Origin of the sequence: Kitasatospora sp. NPDC088783 (genome assembly GCF_044750705.1) — a bacterium.
Lineage (GTDB): Bacteria > Actinomycetota > Actinomycetes > Streptomycetales > Streptomycetaceae > Kitasatospora > Kitasatospora fiedleri.
Map to the genome: position 1 here is coordinate 779,625 of NZ_JBIVKJ010000001.1, position 26,980 is coordinate 806,604.

The 26,980-nt window shown below is 72.6% G+C and carries 28 protein-coding genes; 13 read left to right on the forward strand and 15 right to left on the reverse strand.

The window, feature by feature from the left end; all coding sequences use genetic code 11:
* Positions 1 to 181: 181 nt before the first annotated feature.
* The 3 genes from ACIP60_RS03405 (at position 182) to ACIP60_RS03415 (ending at position 1,875) form a co-directional block, all read left to right on the forward strand.
* Positions 182 to 1,228, forward strand: a complete 1,047-nt coding sequence (locus ACIP60_RS03405) for an LLM class F420-dependent oxidoreductase (RefSeq protein ID WP_400679493.1) — start codon at positions 182 to 184, stop codon at positions 1,226 to 1,228.
* A 77-nt stretch (positions 1,229 to 1,305) separates the two neighbouring features.
* Positions 1,306 to 1,452, forward strand: a complete 147-nt coding sequence (locus ACIP60_RS03410; RefSeq protein WP_400679496.1) for a hypothetical protein — start codon at positions 1,306 to 1,308, stop codon at positions 1,450 to 1,452.
* Between the two features lie 177 nt (positions 1,453 to 1,629).
* Entirely contained in the window at positions 1,630 to 1,875 is a 246-nt protein-coding gene (locus ACIP60_RS03415; RefSeq protein WP_400679499.1) for a hypothetical protein, read from the forward strand.
* Positions 1,876 to 2,192: 317 nt separating this feature from the next.
* Here the strand turns inward: ACIP60_RS03415 and ACIP60_RS03420 are convergent, their stop codons facing one another.
* The 3 genes from ACIP60_RS03420 to ACIP60_RS03430 form a co-directional block, all read right to left on the reverse strand.
* The gene (locus ACIP60_RS03420) at positions 2,193 to 2,768 is read right to left on the reverse strand and encodes an HD family hydrolase (RefSeq protein ID WP_400679501.1); all 576 of its coding nucleotides are present in this window, start codon (positions 2,766 to 2,768) and stop codon (positions 2,193 to 2,195) included.
* Complete coding sequence (locus tag ACIP60_RS03425; RefSeq protein ID WP_400679503.1) at positions 2,765 to 3,190, reverse strand: hypothetical protein; 426 nt, start codon at positions 3,188 to 3,190, stop codon at positions 2,765 to 2,767. Before ACIP60_RS03425 ends, ACIP60_RS03420 begins: the two co-directional genes overlap by 4 nt.
* Positions 3,191 to 3,390: 200 nt before the next feature.
* The gene (locus ACIP60_RS03430) at positions 3,391 to 3,861 is read right to left on the reverse strand and encodes a helix-turn-helix domain-containing protein (RefSeq protein ID WP_400679505.1); all 471 of its coding nucleotides are present in this window, start codon (positions 3,859 to 3,861) and stop codon (positions 3,391 to 3,393) included.
* A gap of 293 nt (positions 3,862 to 4,154) precedes the next feature.
* Here ACIP60_RS03430 and ACIP60_RS03435 point away from each other — a divergent pair, with 293 nt between their 5' ends.
* The 8 genes from ACIP60_RS03435 (at position 4,155) to ACIP60_RS03470 (ending at position 8,351) form a co-directional block, all read left to right on the forward strand.
* Positions 4,155 to 4,721 (forward strand): hypothetical protein, encoded by a 567-nt coding sequence (locus ACIP60_RS03435; RefSeq protein WP_400679508.1) that lies wholly within the window; start codon positions 4,155 to 4,157, stop codon positions 4,719 to 4,721.
* 562 nt (positions 4,722 to 5,283) lie between these two features.
* On the forward strand, positions 5,284 to 5,466 hold the full coding sequence (locus ACIP60_RS03440; protein ID WP_400679511.1) for a hypothetical protein: 183 nt from the start codon (positions 5,284 to 5,286) through the stop codon (positions 5,464 to 5,466).
* Positions 5,463 to 5,663: a hypothetical protein gene (locus ACIP60_RS03445; protein WP_400679514.1), complete on the forward strand. Its 201-nt coding sequence runs from the start codon at positions 5,463 to 5,465 to the stop codon at positions 5,661 to 5,663. Before ACIP60_RS03440 ends, ACIP60_RS03445 begins: the two co-directional genes overlap by 4 nt.
* 64 nt (positions 5,664 to 5,727) lie before the next feature.
* Entirely contained in the window at positions 5,728 to 5,874 is a 147-nt protein-coding gene (locus tag ACIP60_RS03450) for a hypothetical protein (protein WP_400679516.1), read from the forward strand.
* A 125-nt stretch (positions 5,875 to 5,999) separates the two neighbouring features.
* Positions 6,000 to 6,419, forward strand: coding sequence for a hypothetical protein (locus ACIP60_RS03455; RefSeq protein ID WP_400679519.1), 420 nt, complete (start codon positions 6,000 to 6,002; stop codon positions 6,417 to 6,419).
* Positions 6,420 to 6,574: 155 nt separating this feature from the next.
* Entirely contained in the window at positions 6,575 to 7,072 is a 498-nt protein-coding gene (locus ACIP60_RS03460; protein ID WP_400679522.1) for a hypothetical protein, read from the forward strand.
* A complete protein-coding gene (locus ACIP60_RS03465) occupies positions 7,036 to 7,896 on the forward strand; it encodes a protein kinase (protein WP_400679524.1) in 861 nt (286 codons plus the stop codon). The genes ACIP60_RS03460 and ACIP60_RS03465 overlap by 37 nt, the downstream gene beginning before the upstream one ends.
* Complete coding sequence (locus ACIP60_RS03470) at positions 7,896 to 8,351, forward strand: GNAT family N-acetyltransferase (RefSeq protein WP_400679527.1); 456 nt, start codon at positions 7,896 to 7,898, stop codon at positions 8,349 to 8,351. The genes ACIP60_RS03465 and ACIP60_RS03470 overlap by 1 nt, the downstream gene beginning before the upstream one ends.
* 659 nt (positions 8,352 to 9,010) lie before the next feature.
* Here the strand turns inward: ACIP60_RS03470 and ACIP60_RS03475 are convergent.
* The 11 genes from ACIP60_RS03475 to ACIP60_RS03525 all read right to left on the reverse strand — a co-directional run bounded on the left by ACIP60_RS03475 (position 9,011) and on the right by ACIP60_RS03525 (position 23,758).
* Entirely contained in the window at positions 9,011 to 10,291 is a 1,281-nt protein-coding gene (locus ACIP60_RS03475) for a cation:proton antiporter (RefSeq protein WP_400679529.1), read from the reverse strand.
* A 176-nt stretch (positions 10,292 to 10,467) separates the two neighbouring features.
* Positions 10,468 to 11,007 carry an alpha/beta fold hydrolase gene (locus ACIP60_RS03480; protein WP_100839333.1) on the reverse strand — a complete coding sequence of 180 codons (540 nt, stop codon included), beginning with the start codon at positions 11,005 to 11,007 and terminating at the stop codon, positions 10,468 to 10,470.
* Between the two features lie 2 nt (positions 11,008 to 11,009).
* Positions 11,010 to 12,731, reverse strand: a complete 1,722-nt coding sequence (gene cmlS / locus ACIP60_RS03485) for a chloramphenicol-biosynthetic FADH2-dependent halogenase CmlS (RefSeq protein ID WP_400679532.1) — start codon at positions 12,729 to 12,731, stop codon at positions 11,010 to 11,012.
* Between the two features lie 63 nt (positions 12,732 to 12,794).
* A complete protein-coding gene (locus ACIP60_RS03490) occupies positions 12,795 to 13,418 on the reverse strand; it encodes a DapH/DapD/GlmU-related protein (RefSeq protein WP_400679534.1) in 624 nt (207 codons plus the stop codon).
* Positions 13,415 to 14,863: a long-chain fatty acid--CoA ligase gene (locus ACIP60_RS03495; protein WP_400679536.1), complete on the reverse strand. Its 1,449-nt coding sequence runs from the start codon at positions 14,861 to 14,863 to the stop codon at positions 13,415 to 13,417. Before ACIP60_RS03495 ends, ACIP60_RS03490 begins: the two co-directional genes overlap by 4 nt.
* Position 14,864: 1 nt before the next feature.
* Positions 14,865 to 15,563: an SDR family NAD(P)-dependent oxidoreductase gene (locus ACIP60_RS03500; protein ID WP_100839330.1), complete on the reverse strand. Its 699-nt coding sequence runs from the start codon at positions 15,561 to 15,563 to the stop codon at positions 14,865 to 14,867.
* Positions 15,564 to 15,597: 34 nt separating this feature from the next.
* Positions 15,598 to 15,924 carry a hypothetical protein gene (locus ACIP60_RS03505; protein WP_100839329.1) on the reverse strand — a complete coding sequence of 109 codons (327 nt, stop codon included), beginning with the start codon at positions 15,922 to 15,924 and terminating at the stop codon, positions 15,598 to 15,600.
* A gap of 63 nt (positions 15,925 to 15,987) precedes the next feature.
* Positions 15,988 to 17,361 carry an MFS transporter gene (locus ACIP60_RS03510; protein ID WP_400679539.1) on the reverse strand — a complete coding sequence of 458 codons (1,374 nt, stop codon included), beginning with the start codon at positions 17,359 to 17,361 and terminating at the stop codon, positions 15,988 to 15,990.
* Positions 17,358 to 19,841, reverse strand: a complete 2,484-nt coding sequence (locus ACIP60_RS03515) for an ATP-grasp domain-containing protein (RefSeq protein WP_400679542.1) — start codon at positions 19,839 to 19,841, stop codon at positions 17,358 to 17,360. The genes ACIP60_RS03510 and ACIP60_RS03515 overlap by 4 nt, the downstream gene beginning before the upstream one ends.
* Positions 19,842 to 20,025: 184 nt before the next feature.
* On the reverse strand, positions 20,026 to 21,306 hold the full coding sequence (locus tag ACIP60_RS03520) for a condensation domain-containing protein (protein WP_400679545.1): 1,281 nt from the start codon (positions 21,304 to 21,306) through the stop codon (positions 20,026 to 20,028).
* Positions 21,307 to 22,000: 694 nt separating this feature from the next.
* A complete protein-coding gene (locus ACIP60_RS03525) occupies positions 22,001 to 23,758 on the reverse strand; it encodes an NAD-binding protein (protein ID WP_400679924.1) in 1,758 nt (585 codons plus the stop codon).
* A gap of 323 nt (positions 23,759 to 24,081) precedes the next feature.
* On the opposite strand from ACIP60_RS03525, the gene ACIP60_RS03530 reads away from it, so the two are divergent.
* On the forward strand, positions 24,082 to 25,104 hold the full coding sequence (locus ACIP60_RS03530; RefSeq protein ID WP_400679548.1) for an ALF repeat-containing protein: 1,023 nt from the start codon (positions 24,082 to 24,084) through the stop codon (positions 25,102 to 25,104).
* 46 nt (positions 25,105 to 25,150) lie between these two features.
* Here ACIP60_RS03530 and corA read toward each other — a convergent pair whose 3' ends face one another.
* A complete protein-coding gene (gene corA, locus ACIP60_RS03535) occupies positions 25,151 to 26,140 on the reverse strand; it encodes a magnesium/cobalt transporter CorA (protein WP_400679551.1) in 990 nt (329 codons plus the stop codon).
* A gap of 63 nt (positions 26,141 to 26,203) precedes the next feature.
* Between corA and ACIP60_RS03540 the strand changes: the two genes are divergently transcribed.
* Entirely contained in the window at positions 26,204 to 26,899 is a 696-nt protein-coding gene (locus ACIP60_RS03540; protein WP_400679553.1) for a histidine phosphatase family protein, read from the forward strand.
* Positions 26,900 to 26,980: the final 81 nt, after the last annotated feature.

Genomic DNA, 26,980 nt, shown 5'->3' on the forward strand with positions numbered 1-26,980 from the left:
GTGCTGTGAGGGTAGCGGCGAAACCCCCCGGGGCCCGGGACGACCCGCACGGACGACGTGTCCGCGCGCCGCGCCGCCGTCCGCCCGCCGGTGTGGCCCGCACCGCCACTACCGGTCAGTAGCATGGCCTCCGGCAGGACGGCTACGCTCACCGCACCACCCGACTGGAAGGCTTGGGCACATGCGACTCGGGATCAACCTCGGTTACTGGGGACTCGGCCTGGACGCCGACAACATCGCGGTCGCCCAGGAGGCCGACCGCCTCGGCTACTCCGTCTGCTGGGCCGCCGAGGCGTACGGCTCGGACGCCGCGACCGTGCTGTCCTACGTCGCCGCGAAGACCGAGCGGATCGACGTCGGCTCGGCGATCTTCCAGATCCCGGCCCGCACCCCGGCGATGACCGCGATGACCGCCGCCACCCTGGACACCCTCTCCGGCGGCCGGTTCCGGCTCGGCCTCGGCGTCTCCGGCCCGCAGGTCTCCGAGGGCTGGTACGGCGTCAGGTTCGACAAGCCGCTGGCCCGCACCCGCGAGTACGTGGAGATCATCCGCAAGGCGATGTCCCGCGAGCGCCTGGTGCACGACGGCGCCAACTGGACGCTCCCGCTGCCCGGCGGCCCCGGCAAGCCGCTCAAGCTCACCGTCCACCCGGTCCGCGAGCACATCCCGCTCTACATCGCCTCGATGGGCCCGAAGAACCTCGAACTCACCGGCGAGATCGCCGACGGCTGGCTCGGCCTGTTCTTCTCCCCCGAGCACGCCGCCCTCTCCGTCGACGCCCTCGCCGCCGGCCGCGCCAAGGCCGGTCTCACCCTGGACGGCTTCGACCTCTGCCCCACCGTCAACATCGCCGTCGGCGACGACGTCCGCGCCGCCGCCGACACGCTGCGCGACTACACCGCCCTCTACCTGGGCGGCATGGGCAGCAAGGAGAAGAACTTCTACAGCCAGCTCGCCCGCCGGATGGGCTTCGAGCAGGCCGCCGACGAGGTCCAGACCCACTACCTGGCCCGCGACAAGGCCGCCGCCGCGGCCGCCGTCCCGCACGACTTCATCGACGCCACCGCCCTCCTCGGCGACACCGCCCGCATCGCCGACCGCATGCGGGCCTACGCCGCCGCCGGCGTCACCACACTCACCCTCGCCCCGGCCGGCTGGACCCTGGACGAGCGGATCGCCGCCCTGCGCACCGGCGTCGACGCCCTGGAACGCGCCGGGCTGGCCTAAGCGGGGCATCCCTGGGGGCCGGGTTCGCCCGTTCAGCGGCGCGAGCCATTCTGGCCCCTGGGGAACGTGTGCCCACCATGACCAGTGCCAACGACTCGCCTGTGACGCCGTACGACGGCTGTGGGCGCTGCCTGCTCGGCGTCCGCCGCCTCCCCCGGGCGCAGGCCGCCACCAGCTCACCCGCCCGGCAGCGCGACCTCATCCTGGACGCTGCGGCCCGCTAGAGCGGGCACATCATCGGATGGGCGGACGACTGGGAGGTGTCGGGCGCGTCCGACCCGTTCACTTGCCCGAAGCCGGGGCCCTGGCTCAAGGGCAAGCACGGACCGTACGACGGGCTTGCGGCGTCCGCCGTGGACCGAATTGGTCGAGACGTAGACGTCTACGAGGGGCTGCGGCTGGTGCGCGAGAACGCTGCTGCCGGCCGTTGGACCGTCGCGGGTGCCGGCCACGACCACCGCCTGGACGTCACCCTCAACCAACGCGACTTCGCCACGGACATGAACGAGATCCGGGAGAACGGCTGTTTCACCTCCCGCCACCAGGCCGAGGCCGCCGCGCGGCACCTGCTCGCTGAGGGAGTCGAGATCGGGGTGCGGGCATCAGGTCCCACCCCGACCCATCCCTACGGAAGCACCCGCCCCTGACCATTCATCCGGACAACGTACTGCCCAACGGCCGCTGGGACGACCGACTCTTCGAACTCGACTACGAGGGCCGCAGAGGGCCGACCTGGAGCAGTATCAGGTGGCGCCAAGCCCTACTCCCTCCGTGCTGCCGAAATGCCGACTGTCGAAGCCCGATTCGGGTTGAGTTCCGCCGATGGTGGCGTATGTATAGATATTTCTAGAGTGTCAATAAAAATGATATATCGACATCAACCGCTCCGCCGTCCCCGCCCTCCGGAGGGTTGCGTGCCCTCGCTGCACGGAGGTGAGGGCACGTGCCCACCAGAGCAGCAACGTTACGAGAGGTAGACCTTCTGCCACTCCAGGGAGGTCATCGTCAACGCGGCCTCGGCGAGGATGCGCGCCGATTCGGTCTTGAGGTTGCCGAAGCTGCTGTCGATCCACGGCTGGACGTTCTGGTACCCCTGCTCGCGGTACTCCACAGCCTGGATCAGACATTCGAGCTTGTCCGCGTCGTGAGCGACAGTGACTTCCAGACTTTCGGCGTTCTCGTACTCCTCCACGATGGCCTGCACCCCCGCGACGACCGCCGGGTGGGCGGCACTGACCTGGTCGGCGGTCACGCGTTCATTTGAGGCGGCGGTCAGGTAGCGCCGACCGATGTGGGGGATGTCGCTTACCCGGGTCTCCTGGGTGTCGTGGAAGAGGCACAGCAGGGCGACTTTCGCCGGGTCAGCGCCCTCCATCATGGCGAGCACCGCGCCGATGATGCCGGTCCGGAACGAGTGCTCGGCAATCGTCTCGGGATCTTTGACCCCCACGATCCACCAGCCGGAGCGCTTCGCCCGCTTGAGCATGCCCGTCTCGAACAGGTAGCCAGCAGTGCCCCTCGCCTGCGTGTCGTCCGTCATTGCTGTCCTTCGCTCTTGGATCTGCTGTTGCTGTAACCGCCTACCCGCAGACCGTAGTGCACAGACTCCAACTCGCGGCGAGACTGCGGTGGAAGGGCGTCACTGTCGAGTAATGTGTGCGCTCTTGTGGCCAGGCCGCGGGCGGTACGGGGGTCGGCGTCGGCCAGGCCGCGGCGGGAGAGCATTAGCGCCCAGATCGAGTGGACGTACAGGTCGGTGTACTCGCCCGCCCGGTCCAGCCGGGTGACGAACTGCCGCAGCAAAGAGGAAGCGTCCCAGGCTTGGTGTTCTTGCTCGGCCATGAAGTCATCGCTGGTTTGCGGGCGGGAGTCAAGCCCGAGCCAATGTGCCCAGTAGTTCAGGTTCGCGGTTTCGAAGTCGTCGTTATCAGTGATCGAGCGGGCGATGAAGTCACGGAGCAATTCGGGGTCTCCTTGTCTCGCCATGGCCGCTGCGACCGACCGCGCTTCGGCCCAGCGAGGTGACCACCCCGTGCCGGCCGAAGGAACCTCGCCTCGACGCCGCACCCCTCCGAACCACTCGACCACATCCCTGGTCCGGTCGTAGGAGGACAGGTACCAAACCTGTCTCCGAAGCAGCGCGGTCTCCTCCCCTCCGTCTTTCACCAGGTCTGCGGCGTGCTGGAGATTGTCGAAGAATCGCGAGCGCATGTCCTGTCCGAGGATGGGCGCGGTGGAGACCGGCCCATGTCGGGGGCCGGAATCCCCAACTCGACTGCCACTGCACCAGGCAAGATCCCGCTGACGGCCCAGCCGATCATGTGCGTGGTGTCCCGGGTGAGCACCCACCCGGCCAATGGGTGCTCCAGGATCTCGGCCTTCGAAGGCCGAGATCGCAGTATCTCGCCGAGTATGAAGTCCGCATCCATAGACAGGCTGATGAGACCTACCAGCCCCGTCGGTGCGCCGAGCAGGATCGGCTTCCGGCGCAGCACCACCAGGTTTCCGGCCTTGGTGGAGGAGAGGGGCCGTCGGCCCGACTCCCAGCCCTGAATGGTGCTCTTGTCGATGCCGAGGTCTACAGCCAGCTCCTCCTGGGTCCTCGGGATCTGCTCCCGGATCGCCTTGAGCAAGAAGCCGGAAATCACTCCTTCCGGGACTCGTACGGTCTCAGACTGACTGCCAGTCAGCGCTTGAGTGCGCCTCGGTGGCGTTCGACCAGCCATTTCAGGCCCCCCTTGGCCTCAATCGTCTGGGCAACTCGTACTGGCAGTCCGTCGAGCCCTGAGTTCACTGGGCGTAACTTCATGGCTACGGCATCGCCGGGACGACGGAAGCCTAGTACCGAAGCGGCCTACCGCGAACAAGGTGCTGTCCCGGCGCAGAGCCCTTTGCAGCAGCTTCCACCACCAGCAGGAGGACCAGCATGTCCACCAGCACCATGCCGGCCGCCGACGAGGTCGGCGAGCGTGCCCGCGAGATCCTGGCGGCCGTCACGGCGGACCCGGAGTTCCCGGCGTTCGAGGCCGCCACCCTGGAGTACAGCTCCGACTGGCAGTGCTTCACCGGGTTCCCGACCATCAGCGAGTGGAACCTCGACACGGATAAGGCCCCGCTGTTCGCCGAGGGCCTGCGCGCCATCGCGCTCAAGGCCGCGGCCTTCGAGCTGACCGGCAGTGAGACCGACGCCGAACTGGCGCTGTCCGCCCCCGTGGACGAGATGACGCACGCGATGATTGCGCAGCCGCAGCTCCTCGCCCGCATCGCCGAGCGCACCGGCTTCACGTTGATCCACCAGACCGACCAGGAGCACACGGACTACACCAGCAGCGAGTACACCCACGCCGCGTACGTGGCCGCCTGGCACGGTGCGCCGCCCATCCGGTACTGGCTCGACAAGGCGGAGGTCGACCGCCGCCTGGCCATCCTCGCCGAGAAGTACGACTCGATCGGCTTCGGCCGCAGCGGGCGCCAGCACGCCATCGCGTTCTAGCCCCCGGCAACTCCTGGCCGGCACTCGCGTACCGGCCGGGAGGCAGCCCGATGCGGTCGCCGTGCACGCAGGCCGGGATTCCCTCCCGGTTGTACCGGAAGCCGTCCGCCGGGTTGAACGGGTAGTCCCGGCTGGGGCGTTCGAGCACATCGAACTCCCCGGCCGGGAGCCGGAGGCTGGGGCAGATCCAGCAGGCGTCGTGATCGTCGTCGTCGTTGATGAACGGGGCGGCGAGCATGGACGCAGAGTAGCGAGAAGTTCACCGAGACATACAAGAGGACTGGCTGATGCCCCGCCGCACCACCCCCGGGTGTACCGCGAGGTCGCCCCCGGGCCGGCCAAGTACGAGCAGAACCAGCCCCCGTCGGGGTGGTCACCGCTGGACGACTACCGGGCAGCTCAGGCCACGAAGACTGCCCTGTCCCCGGGACACGAGCCGGCCGTAGCCGCGGTGCGGTCGTGGTGCGGCTGTCGCGGGTGCACGGCCCGTAGGAACGCGGCGTAAGCAGTGCCCGGCTCGCGCTTCGCGGCCGGCAACCCGACGACTTGGAGGGGCGCAACCGTGAAGGCCGAGAACGACAGCTTGGTGCAGGGCGTCCCGGTCCGCCACCGCACGGCCGGGTGGACGGGCATCGTCTCTCAAGCGCCGAGCAACTTCACCGGCCGAGGCTGGGTCGACCGGGACAGCTCCGCAGCCGAGTACCCGGAGCTGGTCCGGCTGACCGACTTGGAGGAGGCGAGTTGAGCGAGCACCGGCCGCCGCCCTTCCGCATCGTCGGGGAGGAGGAGTACGACCACCAACGGCGCGACGGCTACCGTCCGGGACGATGCTTCGCCTGCCAGCAGGACAGGCTGGTCTGCGTCGGAATGACGCTACAGACCCCCGGAGACCCCGTGAGCACCCGCCACTCCATCTGCGACGACTGCACCGCCCGCGCCTGAACCCCCCACCGCCGCGCCGCACTTCGGGCCACGCTCGATGCCCAGCGGACGGCGTAGGCACCCCGTGGACGAGCAGGACGAGTACCGCGCCGCGACCGAACGCACCGCGCGCGCAGTCCCCACCCCCGAACCGGTCGCCGTGGCCTACACGATCTCCCTGCTGGTGCTGATAGCGCTGGTGACGGCGCTGATCGTGTCCGGCCGCATCTGACCGCACCGCGCCCTCGGGCGCCCCTGAACTCCCCGGCCCGGCGGACCACCCCCCGCCGGGCCGGGGCACCACACACCACCGCTCGGCCAGCGGACCGAGCAGCGTCAACCCGATGGGAGAGGCACATGAACACCATCGACACCAGCACCGCGCTGGACGAGCTGGGCAAGTTCTTCAAGATCGCCGGTGAGCGCTTCGACGCCGGTCTGCCCGCCCCGCAGATGTTCTCCGGGGCCGTCGACCGGGAGTGGCACCGGCTCACCGAGGACCCGGCCGCGCACGACACCTTCACCGCCGAGCACGCCGGCCGCAAGCTCACCCACGCGGAGAGCGGCGGTGAGGGCTGGATCGAGTGGGTAGACGCTTACACCCGGGCGTACGGCCCGCTGCCGGAGGTCTGGTTCACCGACGCCGACGGCACCCTGGACACCGAAGCCCTCGGCCGCTGCCGCGACACCAGCAAGGTGTGGGCGGAGTGGGACTGCTCCCCCCGGCCGGGCCCTGGCGACGGCGACGACCTGACCCCGGCGGCGTCCTACCTGTGATCACAGCACCGTTCGACGGAGCGTCCCGGCCCACCGCCGGGGCGCTCCGCCTCACCGAGGCCCGGACAGAGCATCCGACGTCCGTCGACGTGGGGCCCTACCTGGCCGGGCTGTTCGAGCGCTGCCCGTTCCTGCGGCCTTCCGTCCGGCGAGGCATGACCGGGTGGACCGTCTATGAGATCGCTCCGGGCAGCCACCGGTACGCGGTGGAGGCCGAGTTGTTCTACGCCGGGGTCCAGGCCGCGGAGTGGGTTCGCCCGCTGATGGCCCGGCCGTACGGGACGCTGGTGTGCGAGAACGTGGTGCTGCTCGGACAGTGCGAAGACGCGGACCACCGGGAGCTGCTGTCCTGGCCGCACTGGGCGCTGAAGAACCTGTACGCGCCGGTTGGGGTGATGTTCGGCAAGTTCGCGCAGGGCGCGGTCGAGACCGCCCGGAGCGGCCGGAGCATCCCGCCGCCGCCCTTCTCGTTCCTGCCAGTGCGGGCGGGCGTGCGTCCGCTGGACCCGAAGTTCCTCACGGAGACGCCCGACCTCGCCACGGCTCTCGCCGTGTCGGTGGACGACGGCCGGGACGTCTTCGAGCACATCCCTTGCGAATGGAAGGCAGTTCGAGAATGGGCGAGTTCCTTGCCGAGGCCGCAGAGGCACTGAAGGCGGCGGAGGCCCTGTGCGGGCCCGTCACGCTGACCGAGATCAGCGACCGGCGCGGCTCGGCGGTCTGGAAGGCCGGCGGCCCGGACGGTGCGGCGAGCATCAAGCTCGGCACCGGCGAGGCCGCCGAGGTCACTGCCCGCGAGGCGTCCGTGCTGGACCGGTTGCCCGGCTACGAAGTGGCCTCCGGCCGGATCGGCGACGGCGGCGTCTGGTACGTCACACCGTGGGAGGAGGGCCCGAGCACCTGGCAGCAGTTCAGGTCCGTCCGTGCCCGGCGAGACGCCGCCCGCCCCGAGGCGCTGGCGAGCGCCGTGCAGGTCGCCCAGGCGGTGGCGGAGCTGCACGGCCTCGGCTGGATTCACGGCGACCTTCAGCCCGCTCACGCCATTCACACCGTGGGCGGGGTGCGGCTGATCGACTTCGCGTGGGCCCGTCAGCTCGGTGAGACGCCCTGGTCGGTGTTCCGGGGAACGATGGTGCACCTCACCGCGCCCGAGCTGGCCGCCGAGATCGCGGCCGGCAACCAGCCCGTGCTGACCACCTTCACGTCCGACGTGTACGCCCTCGCCGCCTCCCTGTGGACGGCCGCGACCGGGGACTGGCCCTTGGACTACGAGGCTGCCGGTATCGACCGCAAGGCCGCCGGACCGACAGCGCTGCTCGAAGCCATCGGGGAACGGGCCGTGCCGCTGGTCGGCACCGAGGTCTGGCCGGAGCTTCAGCAGGTGCTCGAGGACGTGCTGCTCGCCGAGGCCAAGGACCGGCCCCTGGCCACGGAACTCGCCGACCGGCTCACCGCTCTCCACGAGGCAGACCGCTAATGATCGAACTGCGGGAACTGGTGCTTGGCGACGCCCGGGCCATGCCCGGCATCTACACCACCGAGGCCGTGCGCTACCTCGGCCGCCCGCCGATGGGACCGACGGAAGCACTCTGCCGTACCCGACAGGCGCTCACGCCCCCTACCGGGCCGCCCCGCGACCACGTGCTGGGCATCACCGCCGATGGCGAACTCGTCGGCATCGCCACGCTCCACCAGCGCTCCGACACGAGCGCGGCCGTCAGCTACCTGCTGCGGCCCGACACCTGGGGCCGAGGGTACGCCACCCTCGCCGTCGGCCACCTGCTTGACCTGGCCCGGTGCCTCGGGGTGGCCCGAGTGCACGCCCGGCACCACCCGGACAACCCGAGTTCCGGCCGCGTCCTCATCAAGGCGGGATTCGTCCCGACAGGTGAACGTGGCGGATTCCGTACCTACGTCGCCAGGACACACTGACCACCCCGCACCCCCGCCGGCCTCCCCCTCCGGCGGGAACGGCCCCGCCTCGACGGCCTTCTCAGGCAGCCCCGGGGCGGGGCCCTCCCCTCGTTACGGAGACCTCATGTGGGCCAGTACCGGGCCTGAGTACCAGGCCATGCTGAAGAAGCTCATCGTCGCTGCGCTCCCTGCGACAGCCGCCCGGTACCGCAGGGGGCTGGGGCTGGTAGTCCTAGGGCAGATGTACGACTGCGATCCGAAGTGGCTGCGAGAGCAACTGATCGCCTCGGGGGAGCCCCTGCACCGCGACGGAGACCCCGGCCCGCCGCTCCCGTACGCGATGATTCCCCTGCCACCGCAGACTAGAGTGCCCTGACCTGTGGTTTCCCCATTGGGAACACGGAGGGGTCGCGGACGTTCTCCAGCGCGTAAACGAATCCGGCCCCGGCCGGCTGGACCCTGGACGAGCGGATCGCCGCCCTGCGCACCGGCGTCGACGCCCTGGAACGCGCCGGGCTGGCCTAGCCGTCCTCCCGCCGCCGCCGTCGGCCCGTACGCGCGCGACGGCCCACCGGCCCGTACGCGCGTGACGGCCCACCGGCCCGTACGCGCGCGACGGCCCGCACCGGGTGGTGCGGGCCGTCGTCCTGCGGGTTCCGGCGCTGCTGCTCCCGGGCTCAGCTCGCCGCGGCCTCCAGGAGTTCGGGTTCGGCCTCGGCGGGCGGGGTGGACTTCCGGGTGACGGCCTTGATGACGGGGGCGGCGAGGGCGGTGGTGACCAGGGCCATCAGCACCATCGAGGAGTAGAGCGGGACGGTGAGCAGCCCGAGGTTCAGGCCGATGCTGAGCAGGACGAGTTCGGTCACGCCCCGGGTGTTCATCAGCGCCCCGATCACGGTGGCGTCGCGCCAGCCCGTGCCGGTGGCCCGGGCGGACAGCGTGACGGCGCCGAGCTTGCCGGCGCAGGCCACCAGCATGATCAGGCCGGCCTGGGCGAAGCCGCCGAGGGAGAGGGTGGTGAGGTCGACGGAGAGGCCGGTGACCACGAAGAAGACCGGCATCAGCAGGCGGCTGACCGACTCGAACGGGGCGTGCACGGCGCGCTGGAGCAGGCTCTGCTCGGGGCGGGGCATCGCGGTGCCGAACATGAACGCGCCGAAGATCGCGTCGATGCCGATGTGCGCGGTGGTGTAGGCGGAGAGGAAGACGCCGGCGGCGACCAGCGGCGCGGCGTACGGGAGGTGCCGGGAGCGCATCCGGGTCGCGGCGGCGGCCAGCAGCGGGCGGACCAGGCCGAACAGGACGGCGAGGTAGAGCGCGGACCAGCCCATCACGCCGAGGAAGCCGCCGATGCCGCCGGTGTTGGTGAGGGCGACGACGACGGCGAGCATGCACCAGGCGAGCAGGTCGTCGGCGGCGGCCAGGCCGAGCGAGAGGTTGCCGAGGCGGGTGCCGCGCAGGCCCTGGTCCTCGACGATGCGGGCCAGCACGGGCAGGGCGGTGATGGACATCGCGAGGCCGAAGTAGAGTGCGAACCCGGTGTCGGAGACGGGGCGGCCGCCGGTGCTGAGGGCCGGGTGCTCCAGGGTGCGGGCCAGCAGGAAGCCGAGCACCAGGGGGACGGCCAGCGAGGTCGCCCAGATCGTCCCGGCGGAGGCGAGCCGGCTCCGGACGAAGCGGGTGTCGAACTCCCAGCCGATGCCGAACATGAAGAGCAGCAGGCCGACCTGGGCGACCATGCTCAGGTAGGGGCGGACCTCGGGCGGGAAGAGGTGGGCGGGCAGGTGCCCGGGCAACAGCCCGAGCAGGCTGGGGCCGAGGCAGATGCCCGCGGCCATCTCGCCGACCACGGCGGGCTGGCCGAAGCGGCGGCAGAGCAGGGTGACGCCCACGCCGACGGCGAGGGCGAGCGAGAGACCGCTGAGTGCGGTGACGGAGATCGACTGGGCGGCGGACACGGGGTTCTCCAACCTGCCGTGGGCGTGGGGAGCGGGGCGTGGGGAGGGGGAACATGGGGAGCCGGGCGTGGGGAACGCGGGGAGCCGGGCGTGGGGAACGCGGGGCGGGGCATGCTGCGGCGGCCCCCGGCGGTGGGCCGGGGGCCGCCGTTCTCGCGGGTGCGGCGGGCGGTCGGTCAGCCGCCGAGCAGCTTGTCGAGCAGGGCCCGGCCCTCGGGCCAGTCGCCGAGGCCCGACTCGGCGTTGATGTGGCCCTTGTGGCCGACGTCGACCAGCTCGGCGCCGAAGAGTTCGGCGTCGGCGGCGGCGTGCTCCGGGGAGCCGTACGGGTCGTCCTGGCTGCTGACCACGAGCGAGCGGAACGGCAGCCGGCCGTGCCGGGCGGAGTCGAAGCCGGTGGCCTGGGTGGGGAACGCGGGGCCGTCGACGTCGGGAACGGCGACCAGGAGCGCGGCGGTGATCTCCTCGTCCCGGTGCTCGGCGGCCCACTCGGCGACCAGCGTGCAGCCGAGGCTGTGCGCGACCAGGACCTTGGGGCCCGGGACGGCGCGCAGGGCGGCGTCGAGTTCCGCGACCCAGGTGTCCCGTTCGGGCTCGTCCCAGGAGGTGTGCTCGACCCAGACGGCGCCGTCGGTCCGGTCGCGCCAGAGCGACTGCCAGTGGTCGGGACCGGAGTTGCCGATCCCGGCGACGAAGACGTGGGTGGGAGGATTCATGGTCAGACCTCGTACTCGACGCCGACGCCGTCGAAGCGCAGGCGGTCCTGGACGACGACCCGCTCGCCGTTCTTGTCGTAGCCGGTCAGCAGGCCGGCCTCCATCAGCCGGATCACGATCTGCGAGCTGATCTCCTGCTTGCCGGTGTCGTTGAGCTGCTTGATCAGGCTCTTGTAGCCGACGGTCTCCTTGGTGACCAGCTGGAAGATCTCCCGGTGCACCTCCTCCACCGGGAACTTGATCATGTCGAGGCCGTCCTCGTTGGCGAGGACCTGCTTCTGCTCCAGCCGGAAGGAGTGCGGCTCGACCTTGTAGTAGGGCTTGAGCAGCACCTCCTCGCCGGTCCAGGCGAGCCGGGTGATCCGGTTGAGCTGCTTGGTGAGCGCGCCGATCCACTGCACCCGGGCCGGGTTCAGCTCCTCGTCGGAGAACTCCGAGCTGAGCTCGGTGCGCTGGTGCCGGCCGATGGCGATCATCGTGGCGGCGCGGTCGCGGAAGTCGGCCACCGAACCGGTGGGGTTGGCGGCGCCGCCCTCGACCAGGCGCTCGAACCACTTCTTGCGGCTGAGCCGCTCGTCGTCGGACTCGGTGATCCGGCGCTTGCGCCAGAACTCGGACTCCGGCTCGGTGTAGGAGGCGAAGGTGTAGAACGAGGCCAGGAACTCGTGGTACTGCTCGTAGGTCTCGCGGTAGCTGCGGTTGTACCAGGCGTGGACGGCCTCGGCCTCCTCCGGGTCGCCGGTGATCCGGTCGATCGCGGAGGCGGCGCTGACCGCGGACTGGGTGGCCAGGTGCACGCCCTGGGAGAACAGCGGGTCGGTGAAGCAGGCGGCGTCGCCGACCAGGAAGTAGCGGCCGGCCGAGACGTGCTCGGAGTCGTACGACCAGTCGTGGACGATCCGGGTCTCGTCGATCGGCTCGGCGTCGCCGAGCAGGGCGACCGCGCGGGTGGCCTTGGCCAGCGTCTTGCGGTAGAACGCGTCCGGGCCGAGCTCCTTGACCTCGGCGGCCTTGGACCGGTCGACCACGACGCCGACGCTCAGCACGTCGCCCTTGAGCGGGATGACCCAGACCCAGCCGTCCTCGAAGGTGATCGAGTAGGTGGTGCCCTTGAGACCGCCCTCGAACGGGTCCTTGCGCTGGAAGTAGTTCCAGACCGCGAAGTTCTTGTAGAACTCGTCGTAGCGGCGCACGCCGAGCTGGCGGGCCAGCGGGCTGCCCGCGCCGCCCGCGTCGACCACGAAGTCGTACTCCGCGGTGCGGGTGCCCTCGCCCTCGCTCTCGCGGATCGTCAGGGTGACCCGGTCGGCGGCGGAGACGTCCACCTTGGCGACGGCGGTGCCCTCGTGGACGGCGACGCCGCGCTCGCGGACCTCGTCCAGCAGCAGCTGGTCGAACTCCTCGCGCTTGACCTGGATGGCGTGGTCGAAGATCCACGGGGCGGTGCGGGCGGTGGCGAAGGAGAAGGTCCAGGGGGCCTGGTCCTGGCCCCACAGGAAGGTCGCGGAGGGCTTCTTGACGAAGTCCCGCTCGTCGAGCTTCTCCTGGAGGCCGAGCCGGTTGAGGATCGACAGGGTGCCCGGCAGGAAGGACTCGCCGACCCGGTAGCGCGGGAAGCGGCCCTTCTCGAACACCTCGACCTCGTGGCCCAGCTTCTGGAGGCTCAGGGCCGCCACACAGCCGCCGGGGCCTGCTCCGATGACGGCGACCTTCGCTCGGTTCATGGTGGGGTGGTGCCTTTCTGTGGGGTGGTTCGGTCGGGGTTCCTGGCCCGGGGCGGTGGCCGCTCAGGGCAGCGGGAGCGCCTTGACGCGGCTCGCCGCGAGGTAGGTGTGGCGGCTCGGCGCGTCCTCGAACAGCACCAGGCCGGCCTGGAACCGGCTCGCGCTGCCGACGGCCACCCCGGGGGCGACCGTGCAGCTCAGGCCGAAGAAGTTGTCGTCGCCGACGGTGACGCTGTTGCCGCAGTGGAAGTTGGGCGCGAGGAAGTTGTTGGCGCCGATGGTCGAGTGGTTGCCGATGCTGGCGTGGTTGTGGACGACCGTGTGCGCGCCGACCACGGCGCCCGCGCCGACGTGGCAGAACGGGCCCACCACCGTGCCGGGCCCGGTCAGCGCGGCCGGGTCGACCACCGAGGTCGGGTGCACGAGGTTCTCGGCGACCAGGGCGTGCGCGTCCACGAAGCAGTCGATCAGCTCGCGCCGCCGCACCGGATCGGCGGTGGCCAGCAGCACCCGGGTGCCGGGCTCCGGCCGGTACCCGTCGAACGGGACGCGCAGCCCGGCGGGCGCGTGCGCCTCCTCGCCCGCCAGGTCGAGGTACCGCTCGACCGGCCCGAGGCCCGCGTCCCGCGCGTACCGGGCCAGCTCGACGGCGAACTTCCCGGCGCCGATCGCCAGCAGGCCGCTCACGGCAGGATCCGCTTCTTCTTGAACCGCTCGGAGACGGTGACGGCCTCGACCAGGTTGACCTTGGTCGGGATCTTGAACGGGTCGACCCTGCCGGTGAGGAACGCGACCACGTGCTTGCGCAGTTCGGCCCGGGTGGGCGTGCCCACCGGGGTGACGTCCACGCAGACCGACTGGCCGGTGATCGCGTTGGGGCGGCCGTACACCGTGCAGTCGGCGACCATCGGGCTGGCCAGCAGCAGCGACTCCAGCTCCAGCGGGAGGACCTTCTCGCCGCCGACGTTGATCACCTCCTTGGCCCGGCCCTTGATCTTCAGGTAGCCGTCCGCGTTCTCCTCCACCAGGTCGCCGGTGCGGAACCAGCCGTCCTCGGTGAGCGAGTCGCTCGGGTAGTTGAGGTAGCCCAGGAACTGCGTGCTGCTGCGCAGTTGGAGCTCCCCGTCGACGATCCGGTGCTCGACGCCCGGGTCCTCGATCCGGAAGAAGGTGCTGCGGGAGGACTCGCTGGTGGTGGTGGAGATGCCGGTCTCGCTGGTGCCGAAGGTCTGCAGCAGCCGGGCGGCCGGGAAGGCCGCGCCGACCCGGGCCAGCAGCTCCTCCGGCATCGGCTCGGTGCCGTAGCTGATCATGCGCAGGCTGCTCAGGTCGTACTTCTGGTGGAAGCCGGCGATCAGGATCAGGTTGAGGAAGGTCGGGCTGGTCGGCAGCAGCCGGATGCGGTGCTCCTGGATCAGCGCGCAGATCTCCTCCGGCGTGCGCTGCCGGGGCAGGATCGCGGTGCCGCCCAGGCGCAGCACGCCGAGCAGCGAGTTGATGCCGCCGATGTGGTCGAACAGCAGGAACATCAGGATCGGGGCGGGCCGGCCGGCCGTCCGGGGCCGCTTGCCGAGCTTCTCCAGCACCAGCGCGTCCAGGTCGTGCAGGATCGCCTTCGGCGCCCCGGTGCTGCCGCTGCTGAGCAGCACCAGGCCGGACGCGCCGCGCTCCACCAGGTCGGCGTAGCCCGCGGCCGGGGCGTCGGGCACGCCGGCCACCGGCTCGACCGTGACGCCGTCCGGGCCGACCCGCAGCAGGTGGCGCGGGGAGCAGGACTCGGTGACGGTGGCCAGGGTCGCCTCGGTGAGGGTGACCACCGGGACGGCGACGGCGCGGTGCAGGTGCAGCGCGAGCAGCGCGGCGATCGAGCGGAACGAGAAGTCGCCGTTCAGGATCACGGCCTGGTGCAGCCGCACCCCGGCGGCGTCCAGCTCCTTGAGCCGCAGCCGCACCTCGTCGGCGAGTTCGGCGTAGCCGTACCGATCGTCGCCGTGCACGACGGCGGTGCGGTCGCCCAACTCGTCGAGCCGGTCGAGGAGTTCGGACCGGCCGGGACCGTCGGGTCGGTCGGGTCGCCCGGGGTGGTCGGGGTGGTCGGGGCGGTCGTGGGGTTCGGCTGTTTCGTACGTCACGTCAGTGCACTCCGCCAAGGAATAGTGTCTCGCCGGTGACGAACCGGGACTGCGGTGAGAGGAGGAACTCGACGGGTCCGACGACGTCGTCGGTGTCGCACATCCGCTTGATGGCCTGGCGCTGGACCAGGGCGTCGATCTTCTCGGCCGGCACCGTCCGGGTCAGGGCGGTGCGCACCGGCGGCAGCCCGAGTCCGTTGACCCGGATGCCGAACTCGGCCAGCTCCTTGCTCATCACCCGGGTCAGCTGCTCGACGGCCGCCTTGCTGGCGGAGTAGAGCAGTTGGCCCTCCAGCGCCCACGGCACGGCGACCGTGGAGACGTTGAGGATCGCGGGGGACGGCTCGGTGCTCCGGCGGAGGAGTTTGACGGCCTCCCGGGAGCAGCTGAGGACGGCGAAGAAGTTGACGTCGAACAGGTGCCGGGCGGTCTCGTCGGGGGTGAGCATGAAGTGGTTCATGGTCGCCACCCCCGCGTTGTTGACCACCGCGTCGAGCGAGCCGTGGCTGGCCCGCAGCGAGCGGAACAGCGCCTTGACCTGCCGGGGGTCGGTGAGGTCCGCCTCGTGGTGGGTGTACTCCGGGTGCTCGATGGTCGACGGCCGGCGGCTGCACCCGACGACCCGGTGGCCGAGGTCGAGGAAGTGCCGGGCGAGGGCCTTGCCGATGCCGGTGCGGGTGCCCGTGATCAGGATGATCATGTCTGCGCTGTCGTCGGCCGCGGGGCCGTCCGCCCTAGGCCCCCTGCCCGGCGAGCTCGCCCTCGCCGCGGGCCAGCGCCAGCTCCTCCTCGATGAAGGCGATCAGGCGGCGGCCGCTGCTGAACGGGCTGACCCGGCGGGAGACGGCCTTCGCCGAGGTGAGCGAGATCTCGACGTCGAACTCGTCCTCCAGCGCCTCCTCGACCAGCACCAGGAAGTTCACCAGGTGCATCGAGTCGAAGACCCCGGCGTCGCCGTACAGGCAGACCTCCCGCAGGTCGTCGGTCGGGATCTTCTCCTCGCGGCGTTCGTTCAACTCGTCGACGACGCCGGCGAGCAGTTCGAGGAGCTGGTCCTCCATGGCGGTTCCTCTCAGGTCGGTCAGGGGTCTGCGCCCGGCGGGCGGCCGGGGCGGGGGAGTGGCTCAGTGCTGGGCGGCGGGCTCGGACACCGGTGCGTCCGCGGGGCCGTCCGCCGGGCCGTCGGCAGGCTCGGTCGTGGTCGTGGTCGCGTCCGTGGTCGCGTCCGCCGACTCCGGCGGCTGCGGCGGGAGTTCGGCCCGGGCGAGCCGGCCGCCGAGCACGCTCACCGCGGCGGCGGTGCCCAGGAACAGCACGGCGAGGACGAGCAGCCCGGTGGTCTCCCGGGCGAGCAGCAGGCCGAGCAGGGCGGGGCCGACGATGCCCGCGGCCGAGGTGCCCAGGTTGAACACCGACAGGTACTCGGTGCGCCGCTCCTCGGGCGCGTGCCGGTACGACAGCTCCCAGCCGCCGGCGCCCTGGAGCAGCTCGCCGCAGGTGAGGACGGCGGTCGCCGCCACCAGCAGGCCGGTGGTCAGCCAGCGGTCGGTGTGCATGGTGGCGATCAGCAGCAGGCTGAAGGCGGCCAGCGCGAGCCCGGCGTTGCGCAGCGCGCGGGTGCCGTCCCGGGTGCTCCTGACGTTCTTGGCGAACGGCACCTGCAGGACGATCGCCAGGCCGGTGTTGACCGCGAACAGCGCGCTCAGCATGCCGACCGGGGCGTTGGTGGACTGCACGATCCACAGCGGCAGGCCGATGCCCAGCAGCACGGTGTGCAGGAACATCACCCCGTTGGCGGCCGTCAGGCCCAGGTAGCGGCGGTCCCGGCCGACCACGAGCAGCCCGGCGTGCCAGCGGGCCGGGGCCTTCTCGGCGAGCGCCTTCTCGGCGGGGGCGGCGGCGGGTTCGCCCCGGAGCAGGCCGAACACGCCCGCCGCGGACAGGCACAGCACGGCGCCGATCAGCAGGACGGCGCGCAGCATCCCGGTGCCGCCGACGGCGAGGAACGGCGCGGCGGCCAGCGCGCCCGCCGACATGCCGACGTTGATGACGGAGCTGATCACGCCCAGGGTGCGGGTCCGGTCGGCCTCCCCGGCGACGCCGTTCACCAGCAGCTGCACCATCGGGAAGACCGGGCCCTGCGAGATCGCGAACAGCGAGGCGAAGAGGGTGAAGGTGTACACGTCGTGGGTGAAGGCCAGCGCCGCGAACCAGGTCGCCCGCCACACCTGGAGGACGCGCAGCAGCCGCAGCGGCCCCCAGCGGTTGGCCAGCAGGCTGACCGGCACGGTGGTCAGGAAGCCCACCAGTCCGGCGATGGTCAGCCCGGTGCCGATCTGGGCGGCGCTCAGGCCGGCGCCCTTGAGGAAGTAGACGGTGCCGCCGGCCAGGTAGAGGCCGCTGCTGCTGGCGTACACGACCACGCCGGAGGCGATGATCCGACCGCCCCGGCTGGGCAGCGTGTAGGTGCTCAGCAGCCTGCGCAGGACGCCGGTCACCGGCCCTCCTCCTGGTCGTTCGGGGTGGCGGACAGCGGCTCGACCTCGGCGAGGACCAGGGCCGCGGCGCGGTCCAGGACCTCCCGGCACTCCTCGGGGGTCTCCCCGGTGGCGATCACGGCGGCCAGCCGCGGCACGATGCCGCGCGGCGGCAGCAGCAGCCGCGTCCCGGGCCCGGCCAGCGGCACGATCCGCTCGACGCCGGGCACGGCCGCGGCGGCGGCGGTGTCCAGCGCGCGGACGGTGCCGTCGTGCGCGGGGTAGAGGAAGCGCACCTCGGCGCAGCGGTCGTACGGCTGGGTGAGGTCGGGTTCCGCGCCGAGGGCGAGGTCCAGGGCGGCGGCGGTCAGGTCGACGCCGTTGGCGAGCCGGCCCAGCAGCGGGATGAAGTCGCCGCCGAGGCGGCCGTTCAGCTCGACCAGCCGGGGGCCGGCCGCGGTGAGCCGCACCTCGGCGTGGGTGACGCCGGTGGTGACGCCCAGCGCGCGGTGGGCGGCGGTGACCAGCTCGACCAGTTCCTCGGCCCACGGCTCGTGCCGCCAGGGCGCGGCGAGGTGGCCGACCTCCTCGAAGAACGGGTCGTAGCCGAGGCGCTTGCGCACCACGTTCACCGGGCGGACCTCTCCGTCCCGGACCACCGAGTCCACGCTGACCTCGGGGCCGTCGAGGTACTCCTCCAGGACCAGGCCGTCCAGCGCGTCCAGGCCGGGGTAGGCGGCGTCGGAGGCGTGGTGGTAGAGCGCCCGCAGCCGGTCGGCGTCGGGGGCGACCACCACGCCGACGCTGCCGGCCAGCGACCGCGGCTTGACCACGACGGGGTAGCCGATCGCCTCGGCGGCGGCCAGCGCCTCCTGCGGGCCGTGCACGTGGGCGTGGCCGACCCCGGCGACGCCCTGCTCGGCCAGCAGCCGGCGGGTGGCGAGCTTGTCGCGGCAGTTGCGGGCCGCCTCGGGCGACATGTGCGGCAGGCCCAGGCGGTGGGCGGCCTCGGCGGTGGCCTCCAGCAGCACCTCGTCCCAGGTGAACACACCGACCCGGCCGGTCCGCCCGGCGGCGGCCGCGCCGATCGCCCGGACCAGCTCCTCGGGGGTGGCGTCCGCCACCCGCCGGTGGCCGGTCAGGTGGCGCCGCTGCCAGTCGGCGTCGGTGGCGGTGACCAGGGCCAGCTCGGCGCGGGCCGCGGCGGCCTCGAAGGCGTACTCGCGGTAGGCCCGGCCGCCGCTGCCGACCAGCACCACCAGGTCGGGCGCGGACGGGTCGACCGGCGCGCACCGGAAGTCGAAGTCGGCGACGGTGTGCTCCACCGCGGCCCGCACCTCGGCGCTGTTCGCGCCGCGGAAGCGGAACCGGGCGCCGGAGTGCTCGTAGCCGGGCAGGTCGGCGAGCAACTGGCCGACCACGGGCACGCGTTCGGCGTACGGGCCGGCCGCCGTCCCGGCCCGGCCCCCGGCGGCGGTGACCCGGCAGGGGCGGACGGCCGGGGTGGGCACCAGCAGCCAGCCGCCGCGCTCCCCGGCCGCCGGGTCGCCGCCGGTGCGGGCCGCCTCCGGCAGCGGCGCGTCCAGCTGGACGGCGAAGGCGGCCGCCATCAGGTCGACGCCGTGCACCTCCCGCCACAGGAACGGGATCTCCGCCCCGCCCGGGCGGGCGCCGACCTCCAGCACCTGCAGTTCGGGGGCGTCCGGCGGCCCGGACCGGAACAGCTCCAGGTGGAACACCCAGGCGCCGTCCGACAGGGCGCGGGTCACCCGGTCGGTGAACTCGCCTATCGCGGCCAGCAGTTCGGGGTCGTCCAGCTCCACCGAGCCGAGCGCCGCGCCCTCGGTGAAGCCCAGGCAGGTGTTCAGGTAGGCCGAGGCCCGCCAGGCTCCCAGCCCCGTCCCGGTGGCCACGCCGTCCACGTGCAGCACCTCGTGCGGCAGGTACGGCTGGACCAGCACCGGCACGTCCGGCGGGAAGGCGTAGGCGGCCAGTTCGGCCTCGCCGTCGAGCCGGGTGACGCCCGCGCTCGCCGTCCCGCGCACCGGCTTCACCAGCACCGGCCAGCCGTGCACGGCGGCGAAGGCGCGCACCGCGGCGTGGTCCGGCGCGGGCTCGGTCGCCGGGACGGGCACCCCGGCGGCGGCCAGCCGACGGGCCATCACCAGCTTGTCCCGGAACGGCGCGAGCCCCTCCGAGCGCTCGCCCGGGACGCCCAGCTCCTCGCGCAGCTCGGCCGCCATGTCCAGGTCGACCTCGTGCAGCGCCACCACCCGGGCGGGCGTGCCGAACTCCTCGACCAGCGCGGCCACGGCCTCCCGCACCGCCTTGCCGTCCTCCGTGCTGTCGACGACCCGCACCGCCGCCGCCCCCTCGGGCAGCGCGGGCGCGGCCCGGCGGGTCGTCACGTAGCTGACCCGGTGGGTGCGGTGGTCCAGGTAGGAACCGTAGTCCGCGTAACTGTCACTCCAGCGGTGGAGGACGACGACGTGTTCTGACACTTCCCCTCCCGGGGGAACGGCGGAGCTGGGGCAGGGAAAAGGCGGCGGCGCCGGAAAAGGGGGTGCCGGAGAGCGGGACGGCCGAAAGCGGGGTTCCTGGAATTCGGGTGCCGGAGAGCGCGCCGGAAAGGAGGCGCGGTGGAGCGGGAATTCGGTGGAAATCGGGCGCGGTGGAGCGGAAGTGCTATTCGGCCGGTTCGGTCGTTTCGGCCGGTTTCGCGGCGGCCGAGACCAGGACGTCCTCCAGCGCGAGCAGGATCTCCGTCACCGCCTTGAAGTCCGCCGAGGAGGAATTCTCCCGCAGGGTGCTGGTGAGGGCGTCGCCGTCCTGCACCTGGAGGTAGAGCGGCGCCCCGATGTTGCGCCCGCCGGTGCCGGTCTCCATCGCGGAGTTCACCGGCGTCTGGTCCCGCTGGTACTCGCCGAGGTAGTTGAAGAAGTAGCGGAAGAAACCGCTGACCGACCCGGCGAAGGAGCCGTTGACGGTGCCCGTGTAGCCGTGCTCCGCACCCGCCAGCAGCGCGTCGTCGACGTTGTAGGCGGCGTGCTTGTACGAGCGGATCAGCTCCCAGTGGACGCGGGTGGCGAACGCGCCGAACTCCTCGTCCGGGGCGGTCTGCACCAGCAGCGGGATGATCTGGTTCTGGGCGGCCACCAGGCCCTCCCAGCGCGGGTCGCTGCGGTTGTTCGCGTAGACCGCGACCAGCACCCGCTCCTCGCCGGTGTGCCGCGCCAGCGCCGCGCAGAAGGCCGCCAGCAGCACCGAGGGCGCCGAGACGCCCAGGCGCTCGGCGAGCGTGCGCACCGCCTCGCCGGCCGGCACCGAACCGTGCCTGGCCCACCGGCTGGTGACCGCCTCCGGGGCCGCGTCCCGGGCCATCGGCGGGGCGTCGGCGAGCACCTGCCGCCAGTGCCGCAGCGCCGCCCGGCGGCGGTTGCCGCGGGCCTCGGACCACTGCTCGGCGGCCAGCTCGCGGCAGCTGGGGGCCGCGCCGGGCAGCTCCCCGCCCGCCACCAGGACGCCGAACTCCTCGTGCAGCTGGTTGATCGCCCAGGCGTCCACCGCGATGTGGTGGAAGCAGATCGCCAGCGCGGCCGGCACCCCCCGCTCGGTGACCAGCGCGGCCCGCCAGGGCCGGTCCGCCGCCGGGTCGAACGGGACCGCCGCCAGCTCCGCGGACACCTCCGCGGGCACCCCCTCGACCAGGTCGAGACCGGCGGGCGCGGCCGGCCCGACCAGCTGGACGAGACCGCCGTCCGCCGTCTCCGCGTACCGCGTGCGCAGCGACTCGTGGCGCGCCTCCAGGCGCTCCAGGGCCCGTTCGACCGCGTCCGGGCCGGTGCCCGGGGGGAGGGCCCAGGTCTGGGGGAGGTTGCAGGCGGTGGGCGGGATGTTCGCGATGGAACGCCAGAGCGAGAGCTGCCCGAAAGTGGCTGGTCCACTGACAACGGAAGAATTTTGCATGACAACGCACCTTGCAGTGAATAATTCTGCGCATTGGTGGAGCGAAGGAATGGGGCGCTTCGAGGAGAAGATGCCAAGCACGCTTCGTTGCGTGAATCAGCCCGTGCCGGTAGTCAACGGATCGAGCGGCCGGACATCCGATCGGGATCGGCCGCGCCGGTAACCGGCGGACGCCCATTTATAGCAACGCCGGGCAGCGCCGGACAAGACTTTCGATCACACTCGGTGCACCACTGATCCCCCCCAGCGCCTACCCGTGGACCCCGGGTACACGTAGCACCCTTCCCCCACCTGGCCCTCCGCTGGAAAACGGCGCCCTGGCCGGGCAGGCCGGGACGGTTCGACTTATGTGGCGCACCCGGAACCGCTCCGGCACTCCACACTTCCCGGAAACCTCGCATTAACACACGGGCGGCCCGGCGATCCGCTCCTTCCGCGCGGCCGTCGTCCGGCGACGTCCGGACCGGCGGCAGCCTTCCGCCGCCAGGCCGCTGACCGGCGCGAACGAGCCTCCCCGCCCCGCGAGTTCGCCCCGCGCCACCCCGACGAACCCCGATACGGCACCGCCGCGGACCCGGGCACGTTCCGCCCCACACCGGCCCAGCCCGCGACACCCCGCCCATACGGCAGAAATGCCTCGATCCACGTTTTGTGGAACAACTTCTGAACACGCGGGTCCGCCTCCCGGCGGCCGTCACTCCTGCCGGGCGCCCAGCAGGAGGCCGAGACCGCTGGAGGTGGCGGCGACCACGACCCGGTCCCGGTCGCCGAGCACCCGCTCCGGCGGGGGCGACCAGAGCAGGGCCGGACCCTCGGGACGGGGCCGGGCCAGGTCCGGGCTGCGGTCCTCCGGGGCGGCCAGGTCGAGGGCCAGCACCCGCCACAGGCCCGGACGGTGGGCGTCGGCCACGCTCCGGCCGCGCAGCCGCGGGGAGCGGGCCACGTCCACGGCCGCGATCAGCAGCACCTCGCGGCCCACCGCGATCGCCCCGATCACCTGACGGCCCATCATGGCCGAGGCGAACGAGGGCGCGGACAGGTAGGCCACGCTGCGGCTGCGGGTCTGCGCGCCCGGGTAGGAGTCGCGCAGCGTCAGGTACACGTTCCCGGCGAAGTCGTCGTCGAACAGCCGCAGCACCACCCGCAGTTCCGGCACCGACTCGCGGGCCGCCAGCGCCACCTCCAGGTTGGTGCTGTCGTCACTGGTCAGGGCCAGCAGCGCCTGCGCCCGGTGGACCTTGGCGGCCTTCAGCACCCCGTCCTGGGTCGCGTCGCCGACGACCACCGGGACGCCGAACGCCCGGGCCCGGGCGACCCCGACCGCCGCCGGGTCCGACTCCACGCAGACCACCGGCACGTCCATCTCCCACACCTGCTCCAGCACCCGGCTGCCGAGCCGCCCCAGCCCCACCAGCACCACGTGCCCGGCCAGCCCGCGGGCCGGCCGGCGCAGCCCGCCCGCGGCCCGGAACGTGCCCAGCGCCTCCAGCACCAGGGCGATCAGCAGCGGCATCAGCAGCATCCCGCTCACCGCCGTCAGGACCTGGAGCACCTTCCCGCCCCGGCCGCCGTCCTCCGCCGGATCGGCGATGCCCAGCACGTCCAGCACCGTCAACCACACCGAGTGCGCCGGGGACTGACCGGTGAACAGCGCCGTCGCCCCCGCCAGCAGCACGATCAGCCCGGCCAGCGCCGCCAGCGCCCAGCGCAGACGGGGCGAGAACAGCGCCCCGAGCGGGAACCCGGCCAGGCCCGGCAGCCGCCGCCGGCGCCCCGGCCCCGGGCCGTCCCCCAGCAGCTCCAGCACCACCCGCTCCGCCCCGACCGGCTCCGCGGCCGGCAGCAGCACCGAACCGGCCGGCTCGCCCAGCGGATCGACCGCCGCCACCGTCGCCAACTCCCGCCCCACCGGCTCCTCGCCGGCCCGCAGCAGCGACGCCCGCAGCAGCCGCCCGTCCACCTGCACCGCCTGGCTGCGCCCGGACACCGCCGCCGCGACCAGCGCCGGGGCCGCGGTCGCCGAACTGGACAGCACCGTGGTCGACGCCTCCAGCTCCGCCCGGGACAGCTCCGGGTTGCGGGCCAGCACCGCCCGGTCGAGCGCCTGCTCGATCCGCACGCCCAGCCGTCGGTTGAACACCCGCACCACCAGCCGCAGATCGGGGTTCACCTGCCGGGCGTGCAGCGCCACGTGCAGGTTCTCCCGGTCGTCGCCCGAGGTCAGCGCCAGGGCCGCCGCCCGCTCCACCCCGGCCCGGGCCAGCGCGTCCACGTCCAGCCGGGCCGCCTCCAGCACCTCGACGGACCCGGGCCGCTGCCGGGCCAGCGCCACCAGGTGCGGCCCGTGGTCACGCGTCAGGGACGGCACGACCACCACCACCCTGCGGTCGTACAGCGAGGAGAGCTGCACCGCGAGCCGGTGCGCCAGCGCCTCCCCACCGCAGACGATCATGTGCTCACCGCCGCCCGGCCGCGCCCCGTCGACGGGCCCGGCCCCCTCGGCGGGCCGGGGCTCCGGTACCCCGAGCCCGGCCAGGACGTCGCCGTGCCACTCGTCCGCGTCCGCCGGTGTCCTGCCCACGCTTCCCCCTCGCGCCCGTGAACGGATTCCCGACAGTCTGCCCGAGGCGGTCCCGGGCGCGGTGGGCGGTAAAGGGTCGGAAAAGAATCCGTTATGACCGGGTGGAAGGTTCCGGTACGATCCCCGGGTTCGCCGCCGTGTGATCATCCGCCACGGCCGCGTCTCTCCAACGAACCGCCTTCCCAGGGGGAGTCTTGAGCATCCGTCGGTCGATCGCCGCCGCCGTCTTCGTCGCGGCCGTCTCCGCGCCCACCGTCCTCGGCGCCACCCAGGCCATGGCCGGGACCGCGCCGACCGGCCGGTCCCAGCCGGACGCCACCGTCCCGGACGCCGAGCCCACCGAACCCGCCGAGCCCGCCGCGCAGACCCCGGCCCCGACCGGGAGCACCGAGGCCCCCGCCGACAGCCCCCCGGCCCCCGCCGCGCCCGCCGCCCCGGCCGCGCCCACCGCCCCGGCCGACCCGGAGCCCGACGAGGCCGCCCTGCGGGCCCGGCTGGAGGCGCTGCTCACCGAGCCGGGCCACTCCCGGCACTTCCGGGAGAAGGTCGAGGCGGCGCTGACCGGCACCGCCGAGGAGATGCGGCACTTCCTCGACGTCGAACTCCCGGCGCTGATCGCCTCCGACAACCGGGTCAAGCTCTCGCAGTTCATCGCGGACCCGGTCATCAGCGCCGGACTGCGCGCGCAGGCGCTCGCGGTGCTGGAGGAGGGCGACTCCGGGGCGATCGCCGACTTCCTGGAGCGGGCGCCCGGACTCCGGCACACCGACTACCGGATCCAGGTCGTCCAGGCGATGTCGGTCGGCGGTCCGGAGGTCCGGAAGGCCGCGAACGCGGCGCTGAGCGCCGACACCCTGGAGGCGCTGCGCGACTTCCTGACCAAGGGGCTCAAGGAGGCCCAGGAGCGCGACAAGGCGGCCGAGCAGCAGGGCGGCCGGAGCGACGGCGAGGACGGGAACGGAGACGGGAACGGAGACGGGGACGGCGGGAAGGACGAGGACGGCCGGCAGCCGGGCAACGGTGACAGCGGCGCCGTCCAGGCCGGGCTGACCACCACGACCACCGGCACCACCACCACGACCACCGGCACCGGCACGGAGCTGGCCTCCACCGGCCCCGGCACCCCGCTCGGCGCCGTCGCGACCACCGGCGCGGCGGCGATCGTCCTGGGCGCGGGCACCCTGGTGGCCGCCCGGCGCCGTCGCCAGGAGTCCTGACACCCGGGCCGGTCCCCGGCGCACCCACGGTGCCGGGGACGGCCCGCTACAGCCAGCCCGCGCGCTTGAAGAGCCGGTGCAGACCGACGCAGACGCCCACCATCAGGCCCAGGGCGGCGGGGTAGCCCCAGGGTTGGCGCAGTTCCGGCATGTGCTCGAAGTTCATCCCGTAGATGCCGGCGATCATGGTCGGCACGGCGGCCAGCGCGGCCCACGCCGAGATCTTCCGCATGTCGTCGTTCTGCTGCACGCTGACCTGCGCCAGGTTGGCGGCCAGGATGTCGGAGAGCAACCGGTCCAGGCTCTCCACCACCTCGTTGACCTTGGCCAGGTGGTCCGCCACGTCCCGGAAGTACGGGCGCAGTTCGGCGGCGACGAACGGGACCTGCAGCTCGTCGCCGCCCCGGGTCAGCCGCAGCGCGGGCTCCATCAGCGGGAAGGTGGCCTTGCGGAAGCCCACCACCTGCCGCTTGAAGCCGTAGATCCGCTCGGCCGCGCCGCGCGAGCGCCCGGGGGAGAAGATCTGCTCCTCCAACTCGTCCAGGTCGGTCTGCAGTTCGGTGGCCACGTCGAGGTACTGGTCGACCACCAGGTCGCAGACCGCGTACAGCACCGAGGCGGGCCCGTGCGCGAGCAGTTCGGGCTGCCCCTCCAGCCGGGAGCGCAGGTCCTTGAGCGGGCTCTCGGGGCCGTGCCGGACGGTCATCACGTACGAGTCGCCCAGGAAGATCATCAGCTCGCCGATGGAGACCGTCTCGTGCTGCTGGTGGTAGGCGGCGGTCTTCAGGACGGTGAACACCGAGTCCCGGTAGATGTCGACCTTGGGGCGCTGGTGCGCCGTCACCGCGTCCTCCACCGCCAGCGGGTGCAGGCCGAACTCCTCGGCGACGTGGTCGAACTCCTCCGTGGTGGGGTCCGCCAGGCCGATCCACACGAAGCCGTTGCCGGCCGTGCGGACCTCCGCCAGGGCGTCCGAGAAGTCCTCGGGGCCCCGGACGCGCTTTCCGTCCCGGTAGGTGCCGCAATCCACGATCATGCCCGCCATTGTGACCGAAGGGGGCCGCCCGCGGGGAGGTCCGTACCCCGTACCCTTTCAGGTATGCCCACCCTGCTGCTCGTCCGCCACGGCCGGTCCACCGCCAACTCCGCCGGGATCCTCGCCGGCTGGACGCCCGGAGTCGACCTGGACGACACCGGACGGGCCCAGGCCGCCGCGCTGCCCGAGCGGCTCGCCGGGCTGCCGATCGCCCGCCTGGTCAGCAGCCCGCTGGAGCGCTGCCGGCAGACGCTGGAGCCGCTGTCGGCCGCCCGCCCCGAGCTGGCCGCCCCCGCGCTCGACGAGCGGCTCGGCGAGTGCCACTACGGCGAGTGGACCGGCCGCCCGCTCGCGGAGCTGGCCGGCGAGCCGCTCTGGCGCACCGTCCAGGACCACGCCTCGGCCGCCGCCTTCCCCGGCGGCGAGTCGCTGCGCGCGCTCAGCCACCGCACCGTCGACGCGGTGCGCGAGTGGAACGACAAGATCGCCGTCGAGCACGGGCCGGACGCGCTCTGGGCCGCCGCCACCCACGGCGACGTGATCAAGGCGATCGTCGCCGACGCGCTCGGCCTGCACCTCGACCACTTCCAGCGGATCTCGGTCGAGCCCTGCTCGGTCACCGCGATCCGCTACACCCCGCACCGCCCCTACCTGCTGCGCCTGGGCGAGACCGGCTCGCTCGCCGCGCTGGCCCCGCGCCCGCACGGCCACTCGGCCGGCGACGACGCGGTGGTCGGCGGCGAGACCGGCACGGCCTGAGCCCCACGGCCCGCCGCCCCGCCGCACGACCGCCCCGCCGCACGACCGCCCCACCGCCCCGCCGCACAACTGCCCGAGCGC

What these genes read in the sequence shown, in the direction of transcription:
- ACIP60_RS03505 (WP_100839329.1), bottom strand. Translation starts at nt 15,924, where the DNA reads ATGGAGGACCAGCTCCTCGAACTGCTCGCCGGCGTCGTCGACGAGTTG.
- ACIP60_RS03405 (WP_400679493.1), top strand. Translation starts at nt 182, where the DNA reads ATGCGACTCGGGATCAACCTCGGTTACTGGGGACTCGGCCTGGACGCC.
- ACIP60_RS03480 (WP_100839333.1), bottom strand. Translation starts at nt 11,007, where the DNA reads ATGAATCCTCCCACCCACGTCTTCGTCGCCGGGATCGGCAACTCCGGT.
- corA (WP_400679551.1), bottom strand. Translation starts at nt 26,140, where the DNA reads ATGATCGTGGATTGCGGCACCTACCGGGACGGAAAGCGCGTCCGGGGC.
- ACIP60_RS03410 (WP_400679496.1), top strand. Translation starts at nt 1,306, where the DNA reads ATGACCAGTGCCAACGACTCGCCTGTGACGCCGTACGACGGCTGTGGG.
- ACIP60_RS03420 (WP_400679501.1), bottom strand. Translation starts at nt 2,768, where the DNA reads ATGACGGACGACACGCAGGCGAGGGGCACTGCTGGCTACCTGTTCGAG.
- ACIP60_RS03520 (WP_400679545.1), bottom strand. Translation starts at nt 21,306, where the DNA reads ATGCAAAATTCTTCCGTTGTCAGTGGACCAGCCACTTTCGGGCAGCTC.
- ACIP60_RS03455 (WP_400679519.1), top strand. Translation starts at nt 6,000, where the DNA reads ATGAACACCATCGACACCAGCACCGCGCTGGACGAGCTGGGCAAGTTC.
- ACIP60_RS03540 (WP_400679553.1), top strand. Translation starts at nt 26,204, where the DNA reads ATGCCCACCCTGCTGCTCGTCCGCCACGGCCGGTCCACCGCCAACTCC.
- cmlS (WP_400679532.1), bottom strand. Translation starts at nt 12,731, where the DNA reads ATGAACCGAGCGAAGGTCGCCGTCATCGGAGCAGGCCCCGGCGGCTGT.
- ACIP60_RS03435 (WP_400679508.1), top strand. Translation starts at nt 4,155, where the DNA reads ATGTCCACCAGCACCATGCCGGCCGCCGACGAGGTCGGCGAGCGTGCC.
- ACIP60_RS03525 (WP_400679924.1), bottom strand. Translation starts at nt 23,758, where the DNA reads ATGATCGTCTGCGGTGGGGAGGCGCTGGCGCACCGGCTCGCGGTGCAG.
- ACIP60_RS03465 (WP_400679524.1), top strand. Translation starts at nt 7,036, where the DNA reads ATGGGCGAGTTCCTTGCCGAGGCCGCAGAGGCACTGAAGGCGGCGGAG.
- ACIP60_RS03500 (WP_100839330.1), bottom strand. Translation starts at nt 15,563, where the DNA reads ATGATCATCCTGATCACGGGCACCCGCACCGGCATCGGCAAGGCCCTC.
- ACIP60_RS03460 (WP_400679522.1), top strand. Translation starts at nt 6,575, where the DNA reads ATGACCGGGTGGACCGTCTATGAGATCGCTCCGGGCAGCCACCGGTAC.
- ACIP60_RS03470 (WP_400679527.1), top strand. Translation starts at nt 7,896, where the DNA reads ATGATCGAACTGCGGGAACTGGTGCTTGGCGACGCCCGGGCCATGCCC.